The organism is Paenibacillus sp. P3E, from assembly GCF_001909045.1.
Lineage (GTDB): Bacteria > Bacillota > Bacilli > Paenibacillales > Paenibacillaceae > Paenibacillus_AQ > Paenibacillus_AQ helianthi.
In genome coordinates this window covers 128,370-150,264 of the sequence record NZ_LVWH01000165.1, presented here as the reverse complement: position 1 = coordinate 150,264, position 21,895 = coordinate 128,370, and the positions used below count along the sequence as shown (strand labels likewise).

17 protein-coding genes are annotated in these 21,895 nt (G+C 52.4%); 10 read left to right on the top strand and 7 right to left on the bottom strand.

Annotated elements, in window-relative coordinates:
- Positions 1-116 precede the first annotated feature (116 nt).
- The 5 genes from A3842_RS15690 to A3842_RS15670 all read left to right on the top strand — a co-directional run bounded on the left by A3842_RS15690 (position 117) and on the right by A3842_RS15670 (position 5,365).
- Positions 117-1,508, top strand: coding sequence for an NAD(P)-dependent oxidoreductase (locus tag A3842_RS15690; protein ID WP_074102005.1), 1,392 nt, complete (start codon positions 117-119; stop codon positions 1,506-1,508).
- Positions 1,509-1,577: 69 nt separating this feature from the next.
- On the top strand, positions 1,578-2,867 hold the full coding sequence (gene preA / locus A3842_RS15685; protein ID WP_074102004.1) for an NAD-dependent dihydropyrimidine dehydrogenase subunit PreA: 1,290 nt from the start codon (positions 1,578-1,580) through the stop codon (positions 2,865-2,867).
- Positions 2,868-2,869: 2 nt separating this feature from the next.
- Positions 2,870-4,297: a dihydropyrimidinase gene (hydA, locus tag A3842_RS15680; RefSeq protein WP_074102003.1), complete on the top strand. Its 1,428-nt coding sequence runs from the start codon at positions 2,870-2,872 to the stop codon at positions 4,295-4,297.
- On the top strand, positions 4,298-4,537 hold the full coding sequence (locus tag A3842_RS15675) for a hypothetical protein (RefSeq protein WP_074102002.1): 240 nt from the start codon (positions 4,298-4,300) through the stop codon (positions 4,535-4,537).
- Positions 4,538-4,720: 183 nt separating this feature from the next.
- Positions 4,721-5,365, top strand: a complete 645-nt coding sequence (locus A3842_RS15670) for a TVP38/TMEM64 family protein (RefSeq protein ID WP_074087403.1) — start codon at positions 4,721-4,723, stop codon at positions 5,363-5,365.
- Here the strand turns inward: A3842_RS15670 and A3842_RS15665 are convergent.
- From A3842_RS15665 to A3842_RS15635, 7 genes are all read right to left on the bottom strand, one after another.
- On the bottom strand, positions 5,351-6,862 hold the full coding sequence (locus A3842_RS15665) for an aminotransferase class V-fold PLP-dependent enzyme (protein WP_143186292.1): 1,512 nt from the start codon (positions 6,860-6,862) through the stop codon (positions 5,351-5,353). The genes A3842_RS15670 and A3842_RS15665 overlap by 15 nt on opposite strands.
- Before the next feature lie 194 nt (positions 6,863-7,056).
- On the bottom strand, positions 7,057-7,533 hold the full coding sequence (locus tag A3842_RS15660; protein ID WP_074087401.1) for a DsrE/DsrF/DrsH-like family protein: 477 nt from the start codon (positions 7,531-7,533) through the stop codon (positions 7,057-7,059).
- Positions 7,534-7,667: 134 nt separating this feature from the next.
- The gene (locus tag A3842_RS15655; protein ID WP_074102000.1) at positions 7,668-8,549 is read right to left on the bottom strand and encodes a helix-turn-helix transcriptional regulator; all 882 of its coding nucleotides are present in this window, start codon (positions 8,547-8,549) and stop codon (positions 7,668-7,670) included.
- A 253-nt stretch (positions 8,550-8,802) separates the two neighbouring features.
- Positions 8,803-9,126, bottom strand: a complete 324-nt coding sequence (locus A3842_RS15650) for a hypothetical protein (protein ID WP_074087399.1) — start codon at positions 9,124-9,126, stop codon at positions 8,803-8,805.
- Between the two features lie 89 nt (positions 9,127-9,215).
- The gene (locus tag A3842_RS15645) at positions 9,216-11,360 is read right to left on the bottom strand and encodes a putative bifunctional diguanylate cyclase/phosphodiesterase (RefSeq protein WP_074101999.1); all 2,145 of its coding nucleotides are present in this window, start codon (positions 11,358-11,360) and stop codon (positions 9,216-9,218) included.
- 256 nt (positions 11,361-11,616) lie between these two features.
- Positions 11,617-12,240, bottom strand: coding sequence for an acetate uptake transporter (locus tag A3842_RS15640; RefSeq protein WP_074087397.1), 624 nt, complete (start codon positions 12,238-12,240; stop codon positions 11,617-11,619).
- Between the two features lie 80 nt (positions 12,241-12,320).
- Complete coding sequence (locus A3842_RS15635; protein ID WP_074101998.1) at positions 12,321-14,717, bottom strand: bifunctional diguanylate cyclase/phosphodiesterase; 2,397 nt, start codon at positions 14,715-14,717, stop codon at positions 12,321-12,323.
- 210 nt (positions 14,718-14,927) lie between these two features.
- On the opposite strand from A3842_RS15635, the gene A3842_RS15630 reads away from it, so the two are divergent.
- From A3842_RS15630 to A3842_RS15610, 5 genes are all read left to right on the top strand, one after another.
- Positions 14,928-15,881 carry a 1,4-dihydroxy-2-naphthoate polyprenyltransferase gene (locus A3842_RS15630; RefSeq protein ID WP_074087395.1) on the top strand — a complete coding sequence of 318 codons (954 nt, stop codon included), beginning with the start codon at positions 14,928-14,930 and terminating at the stop codon, positions 15,879-15,881.
- Positions 15,882-15,974: 93 nt separating this feature from the next.
- The gene (locus A3842_RS15625) at positions 15,975-16,976 is read left to right on the top strand and encodes a Gfo/Idh/MocA family protein (protein WP_074087394.1); all 1,002 of its coding nucleotides are present in this window, start codon (positions 15,975-15,977) and stop codon (positions 16,974-16,976) included.
- Between the two features lie 172 nt (positions 16,977-17,148).
- A complete protein-coding gene (locus A3842_RS15620) occupies positions 17,149-17,949 on the top strand; it encodes an ABC transporter ATP-binding protein (protein WP_074087393.1) in 801 nt (266 codons plus the stop codon).
- Entirely contained in the window at positions 17,942-19,597 is a 1,656-nt protein-coding gene (locus tag A3842_RS15615; protein WP_074101997.1) for a hypothetical protein, read from the top strand. Before A3842_RS15620 ends, A3842_RS15615 begins: the two co-directional genes overlap by 8 nt.
- 230 nt (positions 19,598-19,827) lie before the next feature.
- On the top strand, positions 19,828-21,837 hold the full coding sequence (locus A3842_RS15610) for a putative bifunctional diguanylate cyclase/phosphodiesterase (RefSeq protein WP_074101996.1): 2,010 nt from the start codon (positions 19,828-19,830) through the stop codon (positions 21,835-21,837).
- Positions 21,838-21,895 lie beyond the last annotated feature (58 nt).

Here is a 21,895-nt window from a genome sequence, read left to right as displayed (position 1 = left end):
TACAATAATCCTGAGAAGTAAGTAAAATATTAAGGCAATACTCGTAATAATGTTATATTATATAACACAAACATGCAGTTCAAGCGGAAACCACTCATACAGAAGGAGGGATACGGATGGAGCACTCTTCTCCGTTAAACACATTTACGCCCGATATGTTCATGCGGGGTTTCGCCGAGGCTGAACGTGGCCTTACCCGCAAAGGTGCGATCGAAGAATCCAATCGTTGTCTGTATTGTTACGATGCCCCCTGCATCAAGGCCTGCCCGACCAGCATTAATATTCCTTCTTTCATTAAACGTATTGCCACGGACAATCTGAAGGGCTCGGCACAAACCATCATGGATGCCAATCCGGTGGGCGCAAGCTGCGCACGTGTCTGCCCAACGGAGGAGCTGTGCGAAGGGGCATGTGTGCTGAATGACGCTTCTGCGCCGATCCAAATCGGGCTGCTGCAGCGCTATGCCACCGATTGGGCGATTAACAGCGGGGTGGAATTATTTAAGGCGGGCGTTCCGAACGGCAAAAGAGTCGCGGTGATTGGCGGCGGTCCGGCCGGACTCTCTGCGGCCAGAGAACTGGCGCGTGAAGGTTATGGTGTGGTGATCTATGAAGCGAAGGAGCTTGCGGGCGGACTGGATACACACGGAATCGTCTCGTTCCGGCTGCCGCAGTCCATATCCCTGTGGGAAGTGGAGCAGGTCGGGAAGCTGGGCGTAGAGATCCGTACAGGGGTGAAGGTGGGCGTTGATATCTCCGTGGAAGAACTGAAGGCCGGGTATGATGCCATCGTACTGGCTGCGGGAATGGGCTATGTTCCGCCGCTGGGTATTGAAGGAGAGAAGCTCTCCGGGGTCTATGATGCTATAGAACTTGTGGAAACCACAAAGACAGGCATTCCGGCACTGGAGCTGATGGGCCAGCGGGTCGCCGTTATTGGCGCAGGCAACACAGCGATTGATGCGGCTACCTGCTCGGTACGGCTGGGAGCGGCGAATGTGAAGATGGTTTACCGCCGGACGCTCGCGGAGATGACGGCTTATGATTTTGAATATGAATTCGCCAAGCAGGAAGGCGTGGAATTCAGCTGGCTGACCCTGCCCAAGCGGATTATCGGGGATGAGCTGGGCAATGTGACTGCTCTGGAGTGTGTCCAGATGAAGCTAACCGGAGAGACTGGCAAGGATGGGCGTCTGACACCGATGCCTGTGGAAGGCTCGGAATTCCTCATGCCGGTGGATGCGGTGGTCGTGGCCATCGGGCAGAAACGGCGGGTTGACCTCATTGAAGCACTGGGCCTGGAGCACGAGTGGGGCGTCGTTAAGATCGATGAGCGAACCGGCCTGACCTCCGATCCTCAGATCTATGCCGCCGGGGATATCGTCTTCGGCTCGGGCAAAGGTGAAGCGATGGTGGTCTCCGCTGCCCAGCAGGGTAAGGATGCTGCTTATGCCATTATGAAGCAAATGTCGGGCCTTCAGGATAGCGTGCTGGGCTCTGCCGTATAAATTGGGGTTGCTGTGCGAATACAAGACCGGTTGTTCTTGCCGGACATACATGACAGGGAGGGAACATTAATGGCAGATTTGAGTATTGATCTTGCAGGAATCAAGTCACCCAATCCGTTCTGGCTGGCCTCTGCCCCGCCTACCAATACAGGCTACCAAGTGCAGCGCGCCTTTGAGGCAGGATGGGGAGGTGCGGTGTGGAAGACGCTCGGAGAGCCGGTGATTAACACCTCATCGCGTTTTGCAGCTGTACATTTTAACGGACAGCGCGTAGCGGGCTTTAACAACATTGAGCTGATCACAGACCGTCCGCTTGAGGTGAACCTGAAGGAAATCTATGAAACGAAGAAAAGATTTCCGAATCATGCGATTATCGCCTCCCTGATGGTGGAACCCAAGCAGGAGAAGTGGCATGAAATCGTCAAGCGGGTCGAGGCTGTCGGTGTAGACGGGCTGGAGCTTAACTTCGGCTGTCCGCACGGTATGGCTGAGCGCGGGATGGGCGCTGCCTCCGGCCAGCAGCCTGATCTGGTGCAGGCCCAGACGACCTGGGTCAAGGAAGTGGCGACCACTCCCGTCATTGTGAAGCTGACACCGAATATTACCGACATTACGGTGGTAGCCCGCCACGCTGTCAAGGGCGGCGCGGATGCGATCAGTCTGATTAATACGATCAACAGCCTGGCCGGAGTGGATATCCACAGCTGGAATACCATTCCGAATGTGGGCGGGCAAGGGGCGCACGGCGGTTATTGCGGTCCGGCAGTGAAGCCGATCGCTCTTAGCATGGTCGCTGAATGTGCCCGCGACCGCGGTGTAGGTGTGCCGATCTCCGGGATCGGCGGCATCTCCACCTGGCAGGATGTGGTGGAGTTCATGCTAATGGGTTCAACGGGCATCCAGGTCTGCACAGCGGTGATGCATCACGGGTTCCGGATTGTCGAGGAGATGATCGACGGCCTGAACAACTATCTGGATGACAAAGGCCTCGCTTCAGTCACAGAGCTGATCGGCAAGTCGGTGCCCAAATACTCCAACTGGGGCGATCTGGATCTGAATTACAAAGTGGTGGCCCGGATTAATGAAGAGAACTGCATCAACTGCAATAAATGCCATATTGCCTGCGAGGATGCCTCGCATCAATGTATCGATATGCTGACCAATGCCGAGGGCAAGGCGATTCTGCAAGTGCGTGAGGAAGACTGTGTAGGTTGCAATCTGTGTTCGATTGTCTGTCCGGCAGACGGTGCAATTGATATGGTCGCTCTGGACAGCGGGGCAGCGCCATTGACCTGGAATCAGCGGAATCAGGTGATCAGTGGTTTGAACGGCTCGTACTCGGAAGCGGAGGTGGTATAAGGATGAAGAAGATCATCAAAAACGGCATTATAGTTACCGCAGCAGACACCTATAAAGGAGATATCCTGGTGGAAGACGGGATAATTACCGGAATTGGCCTGAATCTGGAAGCGCCGGGTGCGGAGATCATTGACGCTTCCGGCAATTATGTCTTTCCAGGGGGCATCGATCCCCATACCCATCTGGACATGCCCTTTGGCGGCACGGTAACCGCCGACGACTTCGAGACCGGAACCATTGCCGCCGCTTACGGGGGGACAACAACGGTTATTGACTTCTGCCTGACTGCCAAAGGCCAGCCGCTGCAGCAGGCTGTGGATACCTGGCACCGGAAATCGCAGGATAAGGCTGTCATAGACTACAGCTTTCATCTGATGGTCTCAGAGCTGAACGATACAGTGCTCGGCGAACTGCCGCAGATTATTGAGAAGGAAGGCATCACCTCGCTGAAGGTGTTCATGGCTTACAAGAACACGTTCCAGGCCGACGACGGCGTGCTGTACAAGACGCTGCAGGCCGCCAAGCGGGAAGGCGCACTAGTGATGGTCCATGCTGAGAATGGCGATGTGATTGAATATCTGGTAGAGCAGGCCTTGGCTGCCGGTAATACCGATCCAATCTACCACGCCTTGACCCGGCCTCCGGAGCTGGAGGGTGAAGCTACCGGCCGGGCTGCTTCTCTGACAGAGCTGACCGATTCGCAGCTCTATGTGGTGCATGTAACCTGTGCGGAAGCCGCCTGGAAGATCGCTGAAGCGCGCCGGAAAGGGCTGCGTGTCTACGGAGAGACCTGTCCGCAGTATCTGGTACTCGATCAGACGGCCCTTGAGAAGCCGGACTTCGAGGGGGCCAAATATGTCTGGTCTCCGCCGCTGCGCGAAGCGTGGAACCAAGATGTGCTGTGGGATGCGCTCTGGAGCGGCACACTGCAGACGATCGGCTCCGACCAGTGCTCTTTTAACTTCAAGGGGCAGAAGGATCTGGGTCTGGGTGACTTCTCGAAAATTCCGAACGGCGGACCAACCATTGAAGACCGGTTCAGTGTGCTCTATTCCGAAGGTGTGCAGAAAGGCCGCATTTCTCTTCATCAATTTGTTGATATCATTTCAACGTCCAGCGCCAAGCTGTTTGGGCTGTTCCCTCAGAAGGGCACCATTGCTGTAGGCAGCGATGCGGATATCGTTATTTTCGACCCTGCTGTGAAAAGAACCCTTTCTGCCAGTACCCATCATATGAACGTGGATTACAATGCCTTTGAAGGCATGGAGGTCCAGGGTGAGCCCGTCTCTGTGCTGAGCAGAGGGGAATTCGTCATCCGTGACAAGCAGTATGTAGGCAAGGCAGGGTCCGGCAAATACCTGCACCGCAAACGCTTTGAAGCGGAATCGCCGCGTCCCTCTCAAGCAGAAATCAGCGGAGGAGTGGTCTAAATGTCTGCATATTCTGAATTCGACAAGGAACGGCTGGAGGTTGACACGTTGCTGCGGCAGGGTTACTCCATTACCAGTATCCAGGAGGATCTGGACGGAGCGAGAGTGAAGTTCATCAGCAGTGATCCGGGTAAAAGCTCTCAAGAGCTGCTGCTGCTCACAGCCGATGCGCGCAAGCATGTGACGACACTGCTTTTTGCCGGAATCAAACCAGTTACCGTCATAGAAACACATATCTGAGCTGTCAGAAGCGTTACAAGGCTGCGATCTTAGGATCGCGGCCTTTTTTGGCTATTCCCGTGCCGGGCTTTTCTCCGCTTGTCCATCCGATGTGCGTCAAGACACCGCATCCAGCGAAAAGTATTGTATAATTGAGGCTCAATGTTAAGCCATTTCAACTATGGATGAGGAGAGCGGAATCCTATGTTTTATTTAGATATGATGTCATGGCTTACGGAGGAGCGCCTCCGGCAGCTATTGGAGCAATACCGGTCGCTGGGGCCTCTGCCCGGAGTCGGGCTCACCTTTATGAAGTCCTTTGTGCCGCCGTTGCCGACGATTGCGATCGTGGGACTCAATGGGGCGGTGTACGGGCTGTGGCTGGGTTTTTTGTATTCCTGGCTCGGGCTGGTTGCGGGCTGTGTAACTACGTTCCTGATTATCCGTAAAATCGCCTCGCACCCCTACTTGCGCAAGTGGGCGCTGCGGCCCAAGGTTGCAAAGAGCATGACCTGGGTCCGCAACAGCGGCTTCAGCTATGTGTTTCTGCTCAGCATATTCCCGGTCGGACCGTTTGTCGTAATCAATATGGCTGCCGGGCTGGCCCAGATGCGGCTGCGCTCGTACCTGATTGCGCTATGCGCAGGCAAAGCCATCATGGTGTTTGCAGTGTCCTATATCGGAAATGATATGGAACGGTTCATCCGCCATCCCTGGGAAATCCTCTACGTACTGCTCTTTATCGGAGTCTCACTCTGGGGGGTTAAGGCCATTGAGGCCCGGTTCGCCCGGGCCGCGCGGGTAAGGGAGGAGAATCTTCCTGCCGGTGAATCGCTACAACGCGAATAATTCGCGGACAGCCGTCCCGGTTCCGCCTTCTTCGGCAAAGTGGAGCCAGCTGTTAGTCGTGTGGTTATAACGGTAATCCTGCTGCCATACGCCAATGTGGCGGGCAATGCTGCCGACGGCGCCTATCATCCGCTCCACCTCGCCGTCAGTCATAATAGGGTGCAGGGAGAGGCGGACCCAACCCGGCTTAAGCGACTGGTCGCCAGCATGAATCGCCTGGATAAATTCACGCGAGCGTTCCCGGTCAAGACCCAGCAGATGATGGCCATAAGGTCCTGCGCACGAGCAGCCTCCGCGTGCCTGGATGCCAAACCGGTCATTAAGCAGTTTGACCACAAGATTATAATGAATCCCCTGTACATTGAAGGATACGATCCCATGGCGACGGGTGTGTTCTCCTGCAAGGATCGTGCAGCCCGGGATAGAATCAAGTCCGGCGAGCAGCCGGCTGCACAGCTGGTGCTCTCTCTCCATCATGAATCCGCCATCTCCGTTCATGGCATCCTTCAGCTTCAGGCACAGCGCTGTACGGAAGGCTTGCAGGAACCCCGGAGTTCCGCTGTCTTCACCGACTTCAACCGTATGGATATAGCGGCGCCCTCCCCAGGCGTCGACCCATACCACCGTTCCCCCGCCCGGCTCATCCGGCTGACGGCCTCTCTTTAAATCTGCATCGAAGACCAGTACTCCGCCTGTGCCGGGGCCGCCCAGAAATTTATGTGGTGAGAAGAAGATGGCATCCAGCCTCTCCAGCGGATCATCTGGATGCATGTTGATGGGGATATACGGAGCGCTGGCGGCAAAATCAACAAAACAAACTCCGCCGTGGCGGTGCATCACCGCGGCGAGCCTGTGATAAGGGGTCTGAATACCGGTCACGTTAGAGCAGGCAGTGAAGGAGCCGATCTTGAAGCGGCGGTTCCGGTAGAGCATCAGCAGGTGCTCCAGCTGCCGCAGATCCATCGTTCCATCTGAACCGGCAGGGACGGTGACGACATCACCGATGCCTTCCTGCCACGGCAGCAGATTGGAGTGATGCTCCATATGACTGACAAAGATGACCGGGCGGTCCTCAGGGGGGCAGAGATACTCTTCCTGCATCCATTCCGGAAGTTTCAGGCCCATCAGGCGCATCAGTTTATTCACTGCGCCCGTAGTGCCGTTGCCGCAGAAAAGCAGAGCATCCCCCGGTCCGGCGTTCACATGGTCCCTGATAATTCTCCGCGCTTCATTATAGGCCCCGGTCATCGTCAACCCCGTGGTATTGGATTCTGTGTGTGGGTTGCTTACATAGGGTCCAAAACTCTCCTGGATTTTACGCTCTATGGGTTCATACAGCCTTCCGCTGGCTGTCCAGTCGGCATAGAGCAGTGGCTGCCGGCCATAGGGCGTTGAAATCACATGCCGGCCCCCAATCGTATGCTCGCGAAAAGCTGCGAAATGCTCCTGCAAGGAAACGGGCTCCTCTGCCGTAGAAGTGCGGTGGATACTCAGCACGGACAATCCCTCCAGCCAATAATTTCTTGAAAATATTAGGATGCATGGGTTTCACATCATCAATCATCCTAATATTTCCCGCTGAAACGGATACCGTCCTTAAGTGGCCGGCGAAGCCGTTTCTTCGTATGGCCCCAGTATATGCCCGCTTGCAGAAATAGGTTAAAGCCCAGAACCAGTCGGAAAGGATCTGGCTAGATGAACAGCTGCATATCGCTTTCAAGCGCGTCCTTCAGATAGGTTGCGGCATCAATGATCTCGACCTCGGGCAGGAGCTCTTCCGGCTTGAAGCCCATAATTTCAACACTCAGCTTACAGGCGTAGAACTTGATGTTTTTTTTGCGGGCTCCCTTCAAAAAGTGGATCAGCTTCGGCGCTCCCTGATCCTCAATCATTTCCTCCAGCATCATCTTCCCAAGGCCGCTGAAATTCATCCGCGAGAGCGGAAGCTGCTCCGGCCCCTTAGGGGTAATCACATCCATGAGCTTTTCGTAAATCGTTTTATCCTCCAGTGTCATTTTGTCCGGATCGCGGACCAGGAACAATCCCCAGAACGTGAAGAACATCGTGACCTCGACATCAATATCCCGGGCGGTATTAGCTAGAATCAGCGCCGCCATAGCCTTGTCATACTCCCCGCTGAACATCAGCAGGTTCATTCGTTTACCCATTCCTCTTATCCCTCCATGGATATCCAAGATGTCTTTAGTATGGTTATGGAGGGAGGAAGTATGCTTCCTCAAAAGTTGAATTCCACAATAAAGTAAGGGATTTAATGGTTTGAAATTAGGCAGAGGGAGGGAACTCAGAAAAAGAGACGGCTGTAATTCAACCCGCCGCTTTCGGACCGGAAAGAGCCTGGAGTCTGGCCCGTCAGCTTTTGAAAGACCTTGATAAAGTAGCTGCCGCTGGAATATCCGACCTGGGATGCAATGGTCTCAATGCTCCAATCGGTGGTTCCCAGGAGTTCTACAGCGCGTTCAATCCGGGTCCGGTTCAAGTATTCATTGGGGGTCAGGCCGACATATTTGCTAAATGTACGCAGCAGGTGGAATTTGGAGAGTCCCATTTGCCCGGCAAGCTGCTCTTGGCCGATCATGGAGCTGTAATGGGTGTCGATGAATTGGACGGAATCCCGAATAGCGGCAGGCCATTCCACTGTGTCCCGTGGTCCGCCCAGAGAGAGTCTGCCGAGCTCCATCATGAATTGATGCAGCAGGGAGGAGGCCATGTAGGGATCTGAAATTCTTCCCGAATGGGCTTCACGGGCAATGTCGCGCAGGATACGGATCGGCCTGCTGCCGGGGACAATGGCCGGAGCGGCTCCGAGCTTGGACTTAATGTCTTCCCAGAGAGGCAGGAGGGACTTCGGCCGGAAGAGCAGGAAATAGAATTCCCATGGCACTGAATCACCGGGATGATAATAACGGTGGCTGCCGGGGATTTCAGTCAGGAACGCCCGGCCCGGCCCGATGCGGTGGGTCTCCAGATCCGTCTCGAACATTCCGTGTCCTTCTACGGTATATTGGAACAGCAGCAGTGGTCCATCCGTACGGCTCATGCCGTTCCAGTGATAGGAGGAGTCCGTCACGATCTCATGTCCGACTGCGAAAAGATGGCAGAGTGACAGACGGTCAGGCTCACTGAAGCGGAAGCCGTAGACCCCGTGGCTGTTTTTGTGTGTCACAGAATGCCTCCCTATAGAACGAAATGTTTATTTTAGCTTATTGTACATAGAATCTACGGTATAGAACAACAAATTTAAAATATTAGTTGAGCATGAACTTATTGGGCATCCATGGAGTCTTGATCAAGTAGAACAGTAAGAAAGATGGGGAGAATGGATTGCGCGAAGCCTATAAATTCTTATCTTTATACAAAAACAGCCCCCTGCCGGGAGCTGCTTATAAGATAATAGGGTCGAAGTCAAGCAGCTTCTGCTATTCTTTACCTTCATCCTGCTCAGCAGATTCAACAACCTCTGGACGGCGTAGGTCATAATGGCGGGCGGCCAGCCAAATACTGCCGGTGAACAGCACGATGAGGCCAAGAATGATCCCAAAACGCCAGTCCCCTGCCTTGAAGTTGAGCTGGAGAACTGTCAGCACCAGCGCGACCTGTGTCCAGACCAAAGTTCTTTTGCGGAAAGCGGTAATATCTCCAGCCATATTCGGCATGCCGCGGATGACGCGAAATGCGATCAGGGCAAGAATTAGAGCGAAGGCAATGGTTACAATCCATTCCGGTGTTGTTAGCGTATTCATGTTTCTCAAAATCCTTTCGGCTTAACATCAGGCTGTGCCATCCCCTGAAGGACGGCACAGCCGGTTCTTCTTATTATACTGGCTATAGCTTATGAAGCAACCTTATGAATATCTTCGGGAGGCAGCGGCGGGAAGAACAAGAAGCCCTGGATATGCGGGCAATTATGCTTAATCAGGAATTCAAGCTGTTCCTGCGTCTCCACGCCTTCGGCGATCAGATCATAACCGAGCTGAGAGGCGACGAATACAATGGATTTGATAATCGTTTCATCAATCGAACTGACACCGATGCCGGTAATGAAGGTGCGGTCAATCTTGATTTTGTTCACGGGAAAGTGCTTCAGGTAGTTCAGCGAAGAATATTTGGTTCCGAAATCATCGATCGAGACGACTATGCCATGATCGCGCATCTGCTGCAGCAGCGGATAATGCTCTTCAAGGAGCGCAGTGCTCTCCGTAATCTCGAACTCCAGCACACTGGTCTCCAGTCCATGATGGTCAAGAACAGCGAGTAAGTTCTCGATCAGGTTGCGGTTGTAGAACCAGCTGTTGGAGATGTTGATTGAGGTCCGAAGCAGCGGCAAGCCCATCGCTCTCCATTCACAGAGCTGGCGGCAGACCTCGCGGATGACCCAGTCCGTAAGCTGAATCATCAGTCCAGCTTCTTCCACGGCAGCAATGAAGGTCCCCGGTCCGATCAGGCCCTTCTCGGGATGGTTCCAGCGGATCAGCGCCTCCATGCCAATCATTTTACCGGTAACGGCGTTGATCTGCGGCTGATAATGAAGCACGAATTCTTCACGCTCCAGAGCAGAGTGCAGATATTTGGCGATCATCGTCTTCTGCTCCAGCTTCTCGCGCAGTTCCCAGTCAAAGATGAAGAAATTGGCGTCTTCCAGCGTTTTAGCCTGATACATCGACATGTCTGCGAACTTCAGCAGATCATCCTTGTTCAGCGAATGCTCCGGATACAGGGAGACACCGATACTGGTCGATAAGCTCAAATGCGCGCCGGAAATAAGCAGCGTCTCCGAGATCAGTCCGCTGATCTGGCCGGCAATGACGCGAATGTCCTCCCGGGGAAGGTCTGAGAAGATCATGACGAACTCGTCACCGCCGGTGCGCGCGAACAGTTTGAAGGGCAGCGGGCCACCTTTCAGCCGGCTGGCAAGGGTCTTGATCACCTGGTCCCCGATGGAGTGTCCCAGGGTATCATTGATTTCCTTGAACCGGTTGAGATCGAAAAAGAACAGCGTATAGGTCTGGGTCAGCTCTGCAGATTGCAGCAAGCGTTCGAATTCGTCCATGAAATAACGCCGGTTGGGTATTTCAGTCAGACTGTCGTAATGCGCAAGCTTCTCATACAGACGTTTGGATACGCGCAGATCGCGTGTACGGATGCTGACCACCCGTTCCAGTTCACGGTTGAAGCGGCTCTGATGCCAGAAGATATACAGAATAAATGCGATGACCAGCAAGAAGGCGATGTCGATCCAGAGTACGCTGCGCAGCACCTCCCATTTTTTCTGTGAGGGTACTGGGATGCTCATAAGCCAGTGCTGATTGTAGACGGTAACAGGAACTGTAAGCTGCGTTTCTTCCGCAGGGGAAGGGTTGCCGAACAGAAAGGTATGGTCGTCTGCAGTAACTGAAATTTGGGTGTTCTTCAGCGGGAGCTGGTTCACGATGTTGTCAATCTTCAAAGTGACGGAGACAATGCCGGCAAATGCGCTGTTTTCATAGATGGCTTGCCTGATCACCATACCGTAGTCACCCTGAGCCAGTATCCGTGGTCCGTCTATGGTAATGCCGCGGGAGCGGATCGTTTCCTGTATCATCCCGGGTGAGGAGAGTGCCGAATCCAGTAGCAGGCTCTTGCCCAGAATTGCTGTATTGCCGGGGAGAGGGTATAAATAATGGATGAGGCCGTCCGGAGCGATCATGATATTCATAACGTTGTTAGAATTATTGTGGTATGTGGTGACTAAATATTGGTTAATCAGTTTTGGATCAGCGTCAAAGCCGACCGTTTGAATAAAGGAACTGACGCCTTTGACAATCGAAACTTGTTCTTCAATATTCGATGTTAGCATGACTGCTTGTGAGGACAAATCGGCTTTCTCAGCCCGGTATTCCCGTTCTACTGATAGAGAGTAATAGTAGAACAGAGACAGCTGAAGCACGACTAAGAAGCCGATGATGATGGTTAAGGGCTTTTTATTAATGAAAGCCATGGATTGCCTCCGATATCGAAAAAATTCAACATTAAATTTGTCACAAGTAGAAACAGCTACGCCGTCAGATTGAAAGAGGTTTCGCCCGGGTTCCTGCACCAGAGGAAAATGTCGATATATGTCGCAGGTGTTTCTATAGCATGTCATTTTTATCGTCATTGTGCAAGGGAAAAGCTTACAATGTTCCTACAAAATCAAAACGGATAAACACGTTCTGCCTTAGAGCAGATTGTATTTATCCGTTGCGGTGGAAAAACTATTTTTTGAAGATCCCAAGCGGAGCTCCAACCGGTAGGAAGGTGCGGCCAAAATGAGCGTTAAGCACGGATGCGCCGCAGCCGTAAAGGGATACAATACCAATAGCCATTTCGGAGCAGGCCGCCAGCTTGTGGAAGAATTCAGCAGCGACCCCGAAGGAATCCATGGTCAGGCCGAGGAACAGGAAATCAATTAACACAAAGATGATGAGCAGCACCCGGTTTGCTTCTACCGCACCAAGCGTCATGAATAGTGTGAAGACCAGATATCCGAGAAAAACAAATCCGAGCTGTTTGGGATCTACACCTTCCGCCAGAACTGTTCCAAATACTCCGAGCTTGATCAGCCAGCTTGCAGCCATGCCGAACCAGAAGAATGCATAAGCTCCAAAAGCAGTCATGCCGAAAGTGTTGTTGTGCTTGGCATCCTGAATGGATGCGAACAGCTGGGCGAAGGCTCCGAGGAAGATTGCCCATGGGATGCAGTAGCTAAGACCTGTTGTAATTTCGAGCTTTTGTGAAGAAGCGACCAGGGTAACGATAGCCAATCCGAACAGGCCGATGGCGCTAGGGTCGGCGGTGACGATTTTGACGGATTGAGTGTTTGGCGATTGCGCTGACATAACAATAAATGCCTCCAATTTTCAAAAGTGTTCGCATAGGATAACAGCACCCGGAGCGGGTGCTGTTATCAGCTTGCCTATCATATCATATCACCAGAACCTTGCCTATAAAGGAACCGTTCATTTTCTGAATTTTCCTGTGATAATAAGGGAGGGATTTCCTTGGCTGTAACCGGCTTGCTGATATAGAAGCCCTGCAGCTCGTCACTGCCCAGGCTTCGGAGCATATCGAACTGCTCCGGCAGCTCAATGCCTTCGGACACCACGCACAGCCCCAGATTATGGCTTAGCTCGATAATGGCTTTGACCAGCACGTCGCCTTGGGGTGCCGGGGTCATTTCGGAGACAAAGGAACGGTCAATTTTGATTACATCGACAGGGAACCGCCGCAGATAGCTCAAGGAAGAGAATCCGGTGCCGAAATCATCGAGCGATATACGGAAGCCGTGCGCCCTAAGCTGCTGCAGCGACTGGAGGATGCTGTCACCGGAGACCAGCACACTCTCCGTAATTTCGAGTTCCAGGCAGGAGGCGGGCAGCCCGAATTCATTCAGCAAACCCTGCAGCAGATCCAGCAGCCCGGATTGCATCAGCTGGACTCCTGAAATGTTGACCGCAGCTGTTAGGAATAGGCCTTGCTCGCGGAATTTCTGTAAATCAGTGCAAACCTGCCGGAGCACCCAGCCCCCGATACCGACAATGGAGCCGCTCGTTTCCGCAAGCGGGATGAACTCTACAGGAGAAATGGGCCCATGGGAAGGAGTAGTCCAGCGCAGAAGGGCTTCCACTTTGTGCACCTCCAGGTCCGTACTTCTGAGAATCGGTTGGTAATGCACCTCAAACTCATCCTTAGCCGCTGCAGACAGGAGCAGCTGGGACAACACCTTTTTACGCCGGATGCTCTTTTCCAGGTCTTCGGAGTATTGAAAAATGTTGTTTCTCCCCGTCTCCTTGACATGGAACATCGCCAGATCGGCCTGCTTCACCAGATAGTCCGCGTCCTCCCCATTTTGGGAATAGATGCTGATGCCGATGCTTGCTGTGTTATAGAGGAGGTGTCCCTGGATATGATGCGGCATGGAGAGAGCCTCCTGAATACTCGTTAGCTGAGTGGCCATCGCAGCGGAATCGGGGATGTCTGAGAGGAGTATGGTGAATTCATCGCCGCCAAGGCGTGACACCACATCATGCTGGCCGACAGCCTGTGTAATCCGAAAGGCCGTTTCTTTGAGCATAGCGTCACCAAAATCATGGCCAAGCGTATCATTAACGGTCTTGAAATGGTCCAGATCAATAAAGACGAGCGCAATCTGCCGGCTGCTGTCCTTCGCGGCGGCAATCGCAGCGTTGAGCTTCGCAAAAAAGAGCGAGCGGTTAGGCAGTTGGGTTAGCGGATCAAGCGTGGATTGCTGCCTGAGCTCATCCTGGGCCTGTTCCAGAGAATCAATCATCCGGTTGAACTCATGCTCCACGTCACTGAATTCATCTTTTCCGGTGCTGGGGATCCGGATGGATAGATCCTTACTGCTGCCAATAGCGCGGATATTTGAAATCAGTGAAGACATCCTTTCCAGAATGGAGCGGTTCACGAAGAGCAGACTCAATAGGCAGCTCAGAGCGGTTATCAGAAAAAAGGATATCCGGAAGCTATAGATGGATTCCTGCCCGCTCTCATAGATCTGGCGGGGCTGCTTCAGTGTGATGACCACGCCCGGATTGCCAAACAGATCATCTACGATGGTGTGAGCCGACATCATGCTGTTGGAGACCGGACTCATCCAGAGTGTATTTCCCTTGCTCTGAGCCAGTACTTCTGAGCTCACTCTTGTAATTTGAATACTGGAGGAGCCTTCCCCCCGGATATGGGTGGTTTCCTCCTGGTGAAGCATTCTTCCGGCAATGGCGGTACCGATTACCGGTTGATCTCTGAGGCTGTTGACTATAGGTGTGAGTGTAATTAGCATTGGGCCTTTATCCAGCATCACGATCCCGGACTTACTGTCGTTTGCACCGGAAAAGGCGGGTATCCGGCTGTTCATCAACCTTAATAGCGTTTGAAGCTCCGGTGTCAACAGGGAAATTCTCTTGAGGCTTGAATCATATATTCCTCCATATAGAGGCTGTCCGGACTTGTCCAGCAGGGCAATCATATCGAAGTGATTCACTTCATAGGTTGTCCTATTGAAGGTGCTGCGGATAAAAGCATCGTCTGCCGCAATGGAACCTTCGGACTTACTGCCCGGTTCTACAAACCGGTACGTCTCATCCCGGAGTGAATAATTGAGCAATCCGGTCTTCATATCCCGCAGATCCTCCTGGTAGGAAGAGAGTGTATCCGCCAGGCTGTCCTTCAGAGCGGCTTCATCCAGCTTCTCGAAGCGGTTGAGCATGATGAGGTGCAGAAGCATGTAAGTAACCCCTAAGGAAAGCAAGGCAACAACAAAAGTGAAAATGATCATTTTTTTGCGTAGCTTCATGATGCTCCCCTTTAATGTATTTAAATGAATAGGAAATAAGTACCATATTGAATAGTGTACCACGATTAGGGAATATTTTGCAGCGCTTTTCTCCCTAATGTGTCGAATTTTGATGTATAATAGTTCGATGATAATGATTATTAAATGATAATAGAAGGAGAAAAACCTTGTTCTACCCCGCATTTATTTGACAGATAAGGAAGTATGGACGTGAATGTGAAAAGTTTTTTACGATTTGTCGAGCTGCCGACGAAGGTGGCAAGCATGCTGCCTTTTTTGCTGGGGACCTTGTACGCCTTGTACCGGTTTGAGGATTTCTATGTACTGCGTTTTGTACTGATGTTCGTGTCCCTGCTCAGCTTTGACATGGCAACAACGGCAATCAACAACTATTATGATTTTAAAAAAGCGGCCAAAACTCATGGCTATGGTTATGAAACGCATAATGCTATCGTTCGCCACAAGCTGAAAGAGAGTACGGTCGTTGTTACCATTGCTGTCCTTCTGGTGCTTGCGGTAGGCGGTGGAATTGCGCTGGTAGCCGAAACCGGACTGCTGGTGTTTTTGCTGGGCGGCTTGTCCTTCCTGATAGGCATTCTGTACTCATTCGGTCCGATACCGATCTCACGGATGCCGCTGGGCGAATTGTTCTCCGGGTTGTTTATGGGTTTTGTGATCATTTTCATCTCGGCCTATATTCACTCCGATCAAAGTGTGGTGACGCTCCTGTTCTCCGAAGGCTGGGTCAGTCTGCACGTTAACATCCTGGAAGTGCTGTATCTCTTCTGGTTCTCCATACCGGCGATTCTAGGGATTGCCGGAATTATGCTGGCCAACAATATCTGCGACATTGAGGATGATATGGACAACCGGCGGTACACGCTGCCTGTGTATATCGGACGAAGCAACGCGCTTCTGCTGTTCAAGCTGCTGTACTATGTCTCCTATGTAGACCTTGCCGTGCTGCTGCTGTTGGGAGTGAATCCGGTGTTGGCCGCGCTCCTGCTGCTGACCTTGATTCCGCTGCGCCGGAATATTGCGAAGTTTGCCCACAAGCAGGAGAAGGCGACCACCTTCATACTGTCTGTCAAAAATTTTGTACTGATGAGCGTGGCCCGAATTGTGGTGCTGGGTGCGGCAATTCTGCTGAATGTCCTGCTGTAATAACCGCCTCCATTATTAGAGATATGCCGGATTCTGTGATATTGTTTCAATAGAGACAGCCAGAAAATCTATGATAAGGGAAGGTGTATACCGATGACACAAAAGCTGCGTTGGGGCATCATGGGCTGTGCGCAAATCGCGACAGGCTCGGTCATGCCGGCCATACAGGAATCGGAGACGGGCGTGATTCAGGCGGTAGCGAGCCGGGGACTGGACAAAAGCAGTGCCGTCGCTAAGGAATTTGGCGTGCCGCAGGCTTACGGCAGCTATGAGGAGCTGTTGGCGGACCCGAATGTTGATGCGGTATATATTCCGCTCCCGAACCATCTGCACCGGGAATGGGCGATCCGCGCGGCGGAAGCCGGCAAGCATGTGCTGTGCGAGAAGCCGATTGCCCTGAATAGCCGGGAGGCGGCAGAGATAGTGGAAGCCTGCCGGAAGGCGGGGGTGCATTTGGCTGAAGCCTATATGTACCGGCATCATCCGCGGATTGCCGAGGTGCTGCAGATTATCGCCAGTGGTGAAATCGGTGAACTGCGTTCCATACGGGGAACTTTTACCTACAACGATGCCGAAGACACCTCGAATATCCGCTTCAAATCGGCATGGGGCGGAGGTTCCTTGTACGATGTCGGCTGCTATCCACTCACTGCGGCGCGGCTGTTATTCGGCGCCGAGCCGGAGGCGGTTACAGTCCAGGCGATCTTTTCCCCTGAGCATGATCATGTAGATATGATGGCCTCCGGGCTGGTCGAATTCCCGGGCGGCGTCAGTCTGATCTTCGACTGCGGCATGTGGGCCTACAACCGCCAACTGCTGGAGGTGCTCGGGACAGAAGGACGGATCGAGATTCCGATGCCTTTCAATGCCAGATTTGACGATGCTGAATTTTTTGTATACGCCGCAGGGGAAGTCAGACGTGCCCGGGCAACGGGGGCCAATCCGTACGTCCGGCAGGCCGATAATTTTGCTGCAGCTGTCTTTGGAGCAGAGCCAGCGGTTGCCGCTGATGACCCGGTACAGAACATGCTGCTGCTTGAAACCTGCCTTGCATCCGCACGGCAGCGGGAGAGAATCAGTCTGAAGCCAGAGTGAGAATACAATATAGGGATTCTATATGGAGCGGCCACTGGCCGTTCCTGTTTTCTTTTCACCCATGTTGCAATTCTTTATAGGTGGACGATGTGAAATTTGATAGAATAGGATTTGTGTTAATAATTACATAAATATGGAATTGGATAACGTAATTTTGAAGGGGGCGCAGGTTATGGGACTTACCGAAGAACCGGTCATTTCGATATCAGGATTATGGATGAATTACAGTGACCGGATGGTGCTGCGGGGGATCGACCTCGAAGTTTACAGGGGACAGATTATCGGCTATATCGGACCGAATGGGGCAGGCAAGAGTACGACGGTAAAAATCATGCTGGGTCTGGTGGATGGCTACACGGGTTCGGTACGGATTTTTGGCAGGGATATCGCGGATGGAGATACCGCCTACAAGCGGAGAATCGGTTATGTGCCCGAGATTGCCGAGCTCTATGACAGCCTGACCGCCCGGGAGTATCTGACGTTCATTGGCGAGCTGTATGGCATGAAGCGGAACGAAGCCGATGCCAAGGCAGAACGGCTGATGGGCTTGCTGAATTTGGAAAAGGCCTACGATATGCGGATTGCCTCCTATTCCAAAGGGATGAAACAGAAGGTGCTGCTTATCTCCAGCATGCTGCATGATCCCGATATTCTGTTCCTCGATGAACCGCTCAGCGGCCTCGATGCGAACAGCGTTATGGTGGTGAAGGAAATCTTCGCTTCACTGGCGGCGCAAGGCAAAACGATCTTTTATTCCTCGCATATCATGGATGTCGTGGAGAAAATCAGCAGCCGGATCATCCTGATCAATGGCGGGGACATTGTGGCGGACGGAACCTTCGCACAGCTTCAGGAGCAGAGCAGGGAAGGGTCGCTTGAGGATATCTTTAATCAGTTGACCGGATTCGATAAGTACCGGGATATCGCCGGCGAGTTTGTGGCCGTTCTTGGAGAAGGTGCTACGCATGAATGATTTCCGGGTATTGAAGCTGCTTGACCGGCTGCAGGGCGTATTCAAGAGGGCTGGTGTGGATTATGAGATGCTGCGCAGCATTCTGCAGGTGAAGCTGACCATGGACGGAAGGCGGACACCGACAGTGCTTGGAACACAGAAGAGCGGCCAGGAAACCGAGGGTTCGCCTCTCCGGGTACAGTGGATCTATCTATTGCTTGGACTTATGCTGATCCTCTTCGTTGTACCTGATAGCAACTACATGCTGACCATGAGTGTGCTGTTTGCAGTTGTTATGTTTATGATCACCACCACCCTGATCTCTGATTTCTCTTCAGTCATGCTGGATTTACGGGACAAGAACATTCTGTTCTCCAAGCCGGTGGACCGCAGGACGCTGAACATGGCTAAGAGCCTCCACGTTCTGATTTATCTGGTTTCGCTGACGCTAACCCTGACGGCACCCTCGCTCGTAGTTGCCTTGTTTAAACAAGGGGGGCTGTTTTTTCTGATCTATGCGGTGGAAATTCTGCTGATGGATGGTTTTATTCTTGTGATTACCGCGCTGCTCTATTTGCTGATTATGAGGGTCTTTGACGGGGAAAAACTCAAGGATATCATCAACTATATTCAAATTATTTTGTCCATCGGGATTGCGGTAGGGTACCAGCTGGTTCCGCGGCTGTTCAATATGACAGACCTGACAGGCTCCTTCCAGCCCGTCTGGTGGCAATACTTCATTGCACCTGCCTGGTTTGCTGCTCCGTTTGAGGTACTGGTGGGTGGAAGCAGGGGGACGGAGTTTACGGTGCTGGCGGTACTGGCTGTCATCATTCCGCTGATTCTGCTATATACGTATATCAAGCTGATGCCGCTGTTCGAACGGAGCCTGCAGAAGCTGGCGGAGCAGGGGGCTGCCGGTAAAGACAGTGGCCGCTATCCCCGCTTGTTGTCAGAACTTTTATGCCGGGATAAGGCAGAGGCCATGTTCTTCCGGTTCACCTGGGCAATGATGAGAAATGAACGGGATTTCAAACTAAAGGTGTATCCGACTGTCGGGTTATCGTTAGTGCTGCCTTTTATCTTCATATTCAACCAGGTGTGGAGCAGTGATCCGGCGGTGCATACAGAATCCAAAGCCCATTTGTTCATCTATCTCAGTGCGCTGCTGCTGCTGACTGTAGTACAAATGCTCCGCTATTCTGCCAGCTACAAGGGTGCCTGGATTTACAGAACCATTCCGCTGCCCGAAACAGCTCCCGTGTACCGGGGAATGCTTAAGGCCGCGCTGCTGCGGCTTATGCTTCCATTGTTTGTTCTGGAGTCAGCCGTTTTCCTCTGGCTGTTCGGAGCCCGGATTCTTCCGGATCTGGCCGCTGTAATGCTGGCATTACCTTTATTTGCGTTAATCTGCTTCCGGGTGCTGCCGCCGGCGCTTCCGTTCTCGGAGAAATACGAGGCGGCGAAGCAGAAGGAGTTCTCAGTTAGCGGATTTGTACTGGTCTTTATCCTGATGGGAATGGCGGGCCTTCATTATATGTTCACTCTTATCTCATCGGGGGTTTACATCTATTTGGTAATTTTGGCAGCTGTAAATGTATGGGCTTGGCGCGCAGCCTTTCCTCGTAAAGGTTCGCAGTCCGGACAAATCCCAACCCTCGGCGCATGATGCGAACACGCAAATATGGACATTTTTTGCCGACACTAAAAAAAGGATTCAAGTTCCAGTATTTACTTAGACAGTGTACTAAATACAGGGTAGAATACAGCTAAAGTTAACTTTCAGGGATGGCCTATAATCTTTCCGCACTCTTCCATTTATCTGATATTCGTATATATTTTTTACTTCATACATGTACTGCGGCGACGATGATAATTAAACGGGTAAAGAGGTCGACTATGGATCAAATGGGAATCCAATATAATATATGGATTGTTTTACTATCTTTTGCGCTAGCTGCTTCTGCAGCTTATTCGGCGCTTAATTTGATCTCACAGGCTTCCCGTTCGGCAGGGAACGTAAGACGCTTGTGGCTGCTCTCCGGAGCTTGTGTGCTTGGCAGCGGCATTTGGGCCATACACTTTGTGGGGCTGATGGCCAGCCGCCTGCCCTTCGAGGTTAGATATCAAGGGGGCATGGCTGTTTTGTCGCTGCTCATCAGCGTGCTTGCCAGTTATGTGTCGCTATGGATTGCCACTATGCCCCGCCAGAGAACGGGGCGTTTGTTCCTCAGCGGCATGATTCTCGGCTGCGGAATTTCCGCTATGCATTATTTGGGTATGTCCTCCATGAAGATGGGGGGGAGAATTCATTATGAGATGCCCACCCAGGGGCTATCCGTTGTTGTTGCCTGTTTGGCCTCATATACTGGAGTGTTCCTCTTTCGCAGGTTCAAGGATTATCCCGGGTTCAGCCGCTGGAAATTGTACTCCTCGCTGTTTATCGGGATCGCGGTTACGGGGATGCATTACATCAGCTTGCGGGCCAGTCATTTGGAGGTTAACAGCTGGCTTGGTGCGAGGCCTGTTCTCGTCCAGACAAATGTCATTCTGCTGACGGGGGTTTCTCTTGTCACTTTATTTATGCTTGCGGTATCCGGCGGCGCGGTTCTTCTGGACCGGCACGGGCTGGAGCGCATGGCCTATCATGATCCGTTGACCGAACTGCCGAACCGCCATGGGCTGGAACGGTACTTCAAAAATGAATTTTTTGGCGGGCCCTCAGGAGCAGTGTTCTTTGTCGATTTGGACCGTTTCAAGTCCATTAACGATACCCTGGGACATGATATTGGGGATATGCTGCTGCAGGAAGTTGCTGAGAGATTGCGGAATGTGATTGGTACCAAGGGCAAGGTTTTCCGACTGGGAGGAGATGAATTTCTGATTGCCCTTCCGGTCTGCACCATGGAAGATGCCCGGGAAGAGGCTCACCATGTCCTAGGAGAAGTGAAGAAGTCGTACAGTATTGAGGGGAATGAGCTGTACGTCACAGCGAGCGTAGGCATCAGTATGACTCCTGTCCATGGGATTGACCGCTCTGCCTTGATGAAGGCTGCCGACACGGCACTCTATACCTCCAAGGACTCCGGCAAGAATAAGTTCAGCGTATTCGATCAGGAAATGAACCGCAACCAGCTACGCAGGATGTCGCTGGAGAAGGATCTGCGCAAGGCGCTTGCCCGTTCTGAATTCATGGTAGTATATCAGCCTAAATGGGATTCTCTTATGAATGTAACCGTCGGGCTGGAGGCGCTGCTGCGCTGGAGGCATCCGGAACACGGTATTATTTCACCTGCCGAATTCATTCCGATTGCGGAGGAAACCGGGCTGATTGTGCCGATTACCTATTGGATGCTGCATGATGTATGCAGCCAGAATATGCTCTGGCACAAAGCGGAGGTGGCGAATGTTGCCGTCTCCATCAACATGTCAGCCCGGATGTTTGAAGGCGGCTCCCTGTATGATGTGGTCGAAGAGGCGCTGGTCCGCTCCGGTCTGGAACCTCACTTTTTGGAACTGGAAATTACAGAGTCCATCGCTATGAACAATATGGAAGAGACGGTAGCTCAGCTCTCCAAGCTGCGGAACCTTGGAGTACGGGTATCGCTCGATGACTTTGGAACAGGCTTCTCCTCTCTGGGCAATCTGGATGAAATTCCGGTGAATACGCTGAAGATTGACCAGGTATTCATCCGCAAGAGCAAGATGCATTCCAAGAAGGCGATCATCAGCAATATCATTGCCATCGCCAGCAATCTCAACATGGAGGTTGTTGCCGAAGGCGTGGAGACACCTGAGCAGATTGAGCTGCTGCAGTCCTTGGGCTGCCGGGTGATGCAGGGCTTTTATTACGGAAGGCCGATGCCAGTCAGCGAGCTGGGCCAATGGTTTATTGAGAATACGGCGTAATAAATACATAGGTATAACCTGCCTCAGACAGCAAAAAGCGCAGAACCTCATCGAGGGT

Coding starts and splice junctions, on each gene's coding strand:
- preA (WP_074102004.1), top strand. CDS start 1,578: ATGGCAGATTTGAGTATTGATCTTGCAGGAATCAAGTCACCCAATCCG.
- A3842_RS15635 (WP_074101998.1), bottom strand. CDS start 14,717: ATGAAGCTACGCAAAAAAATGATCATTTTCACTTTTGTTGTTGCCTTG.
- hydA (WP_074102003.1), top strand. CDS start 2,870: ATGAAGAAGATCATCAAAAACGGCATTATAGTTACCGCAGCAGACACC.
- A3842_RS15645 (WP_074101999.1), bottom strand. CDS start 11,360: ATGGCTTTCATTAATAAAAAGCCCTTAACCATCATCATCGGCTTCTTA.
- A3842_RS15660 (WP_074087401.1), bottom strand. CDS start 7,533: ATGGGTAAACGAATGAACCTGCTGATGTTCAGCGGGGAGTATGACAAG.
- A3842_RS15650 (WP_074087399.1), bottom strand. CDS start 9,126: ATGAATACGCTAACAACACCGGAATGGATTGTAACCATTGCCTTCGCT.
- A3842_RS15610 (WP_074101996.1), top strand. CDS start 19,828: ATGGATCAAATGGGAATCCAATATAATATATGGATTGTTTTACTATCT.
- A3842_RS15640 (WP_074087397.1), bottom strand. CDS start 12,240: ATGTCAGCGCAATCGCCAAACACTCAATCCGTCAAAATCGTCACCGCC.
- A3842_RS15690 (WP_074102005.1), top strand. CDS start 117: ATGGAGCACTCTTCTCCGTTAAACACATTTACGCCCGATATGTTCATG.
- A3842_RS15625 (WP_074087394.1), top strand. CDS start 15,975: ATGACACAAAAGCTGCGTTGGGGCATCATGGGCTGTGCGCAAATCGCG.
- A3842_RS15620 (WP_074087393.1), top strand. CDS start 17,149: ATGGGACTTACCGAAGAACCGGTCATTTCGATATCAGGATTATGGATG.
- A3842_RS15670 (WP_074087403.1), top strand. CDS start 4,721: ATGTTTTATTTAGATATGATGTCATGGCTTACGGAGGAGCGCCTCCGG.
- A3842_RS15615 (WP_074101997.1), top strand. CDS start 17,942: ATGAATGATTTCCGGGTATTGAAGCTGCTTGACCGGCTGCAGGGCGTA.
- A3842_RS15675 (WP_074102002.1), top strand. CDS start 4,298: ATGTCTGCATATTCTGAATTCGACAAGGAACGGCTGGAGGTTGACACG.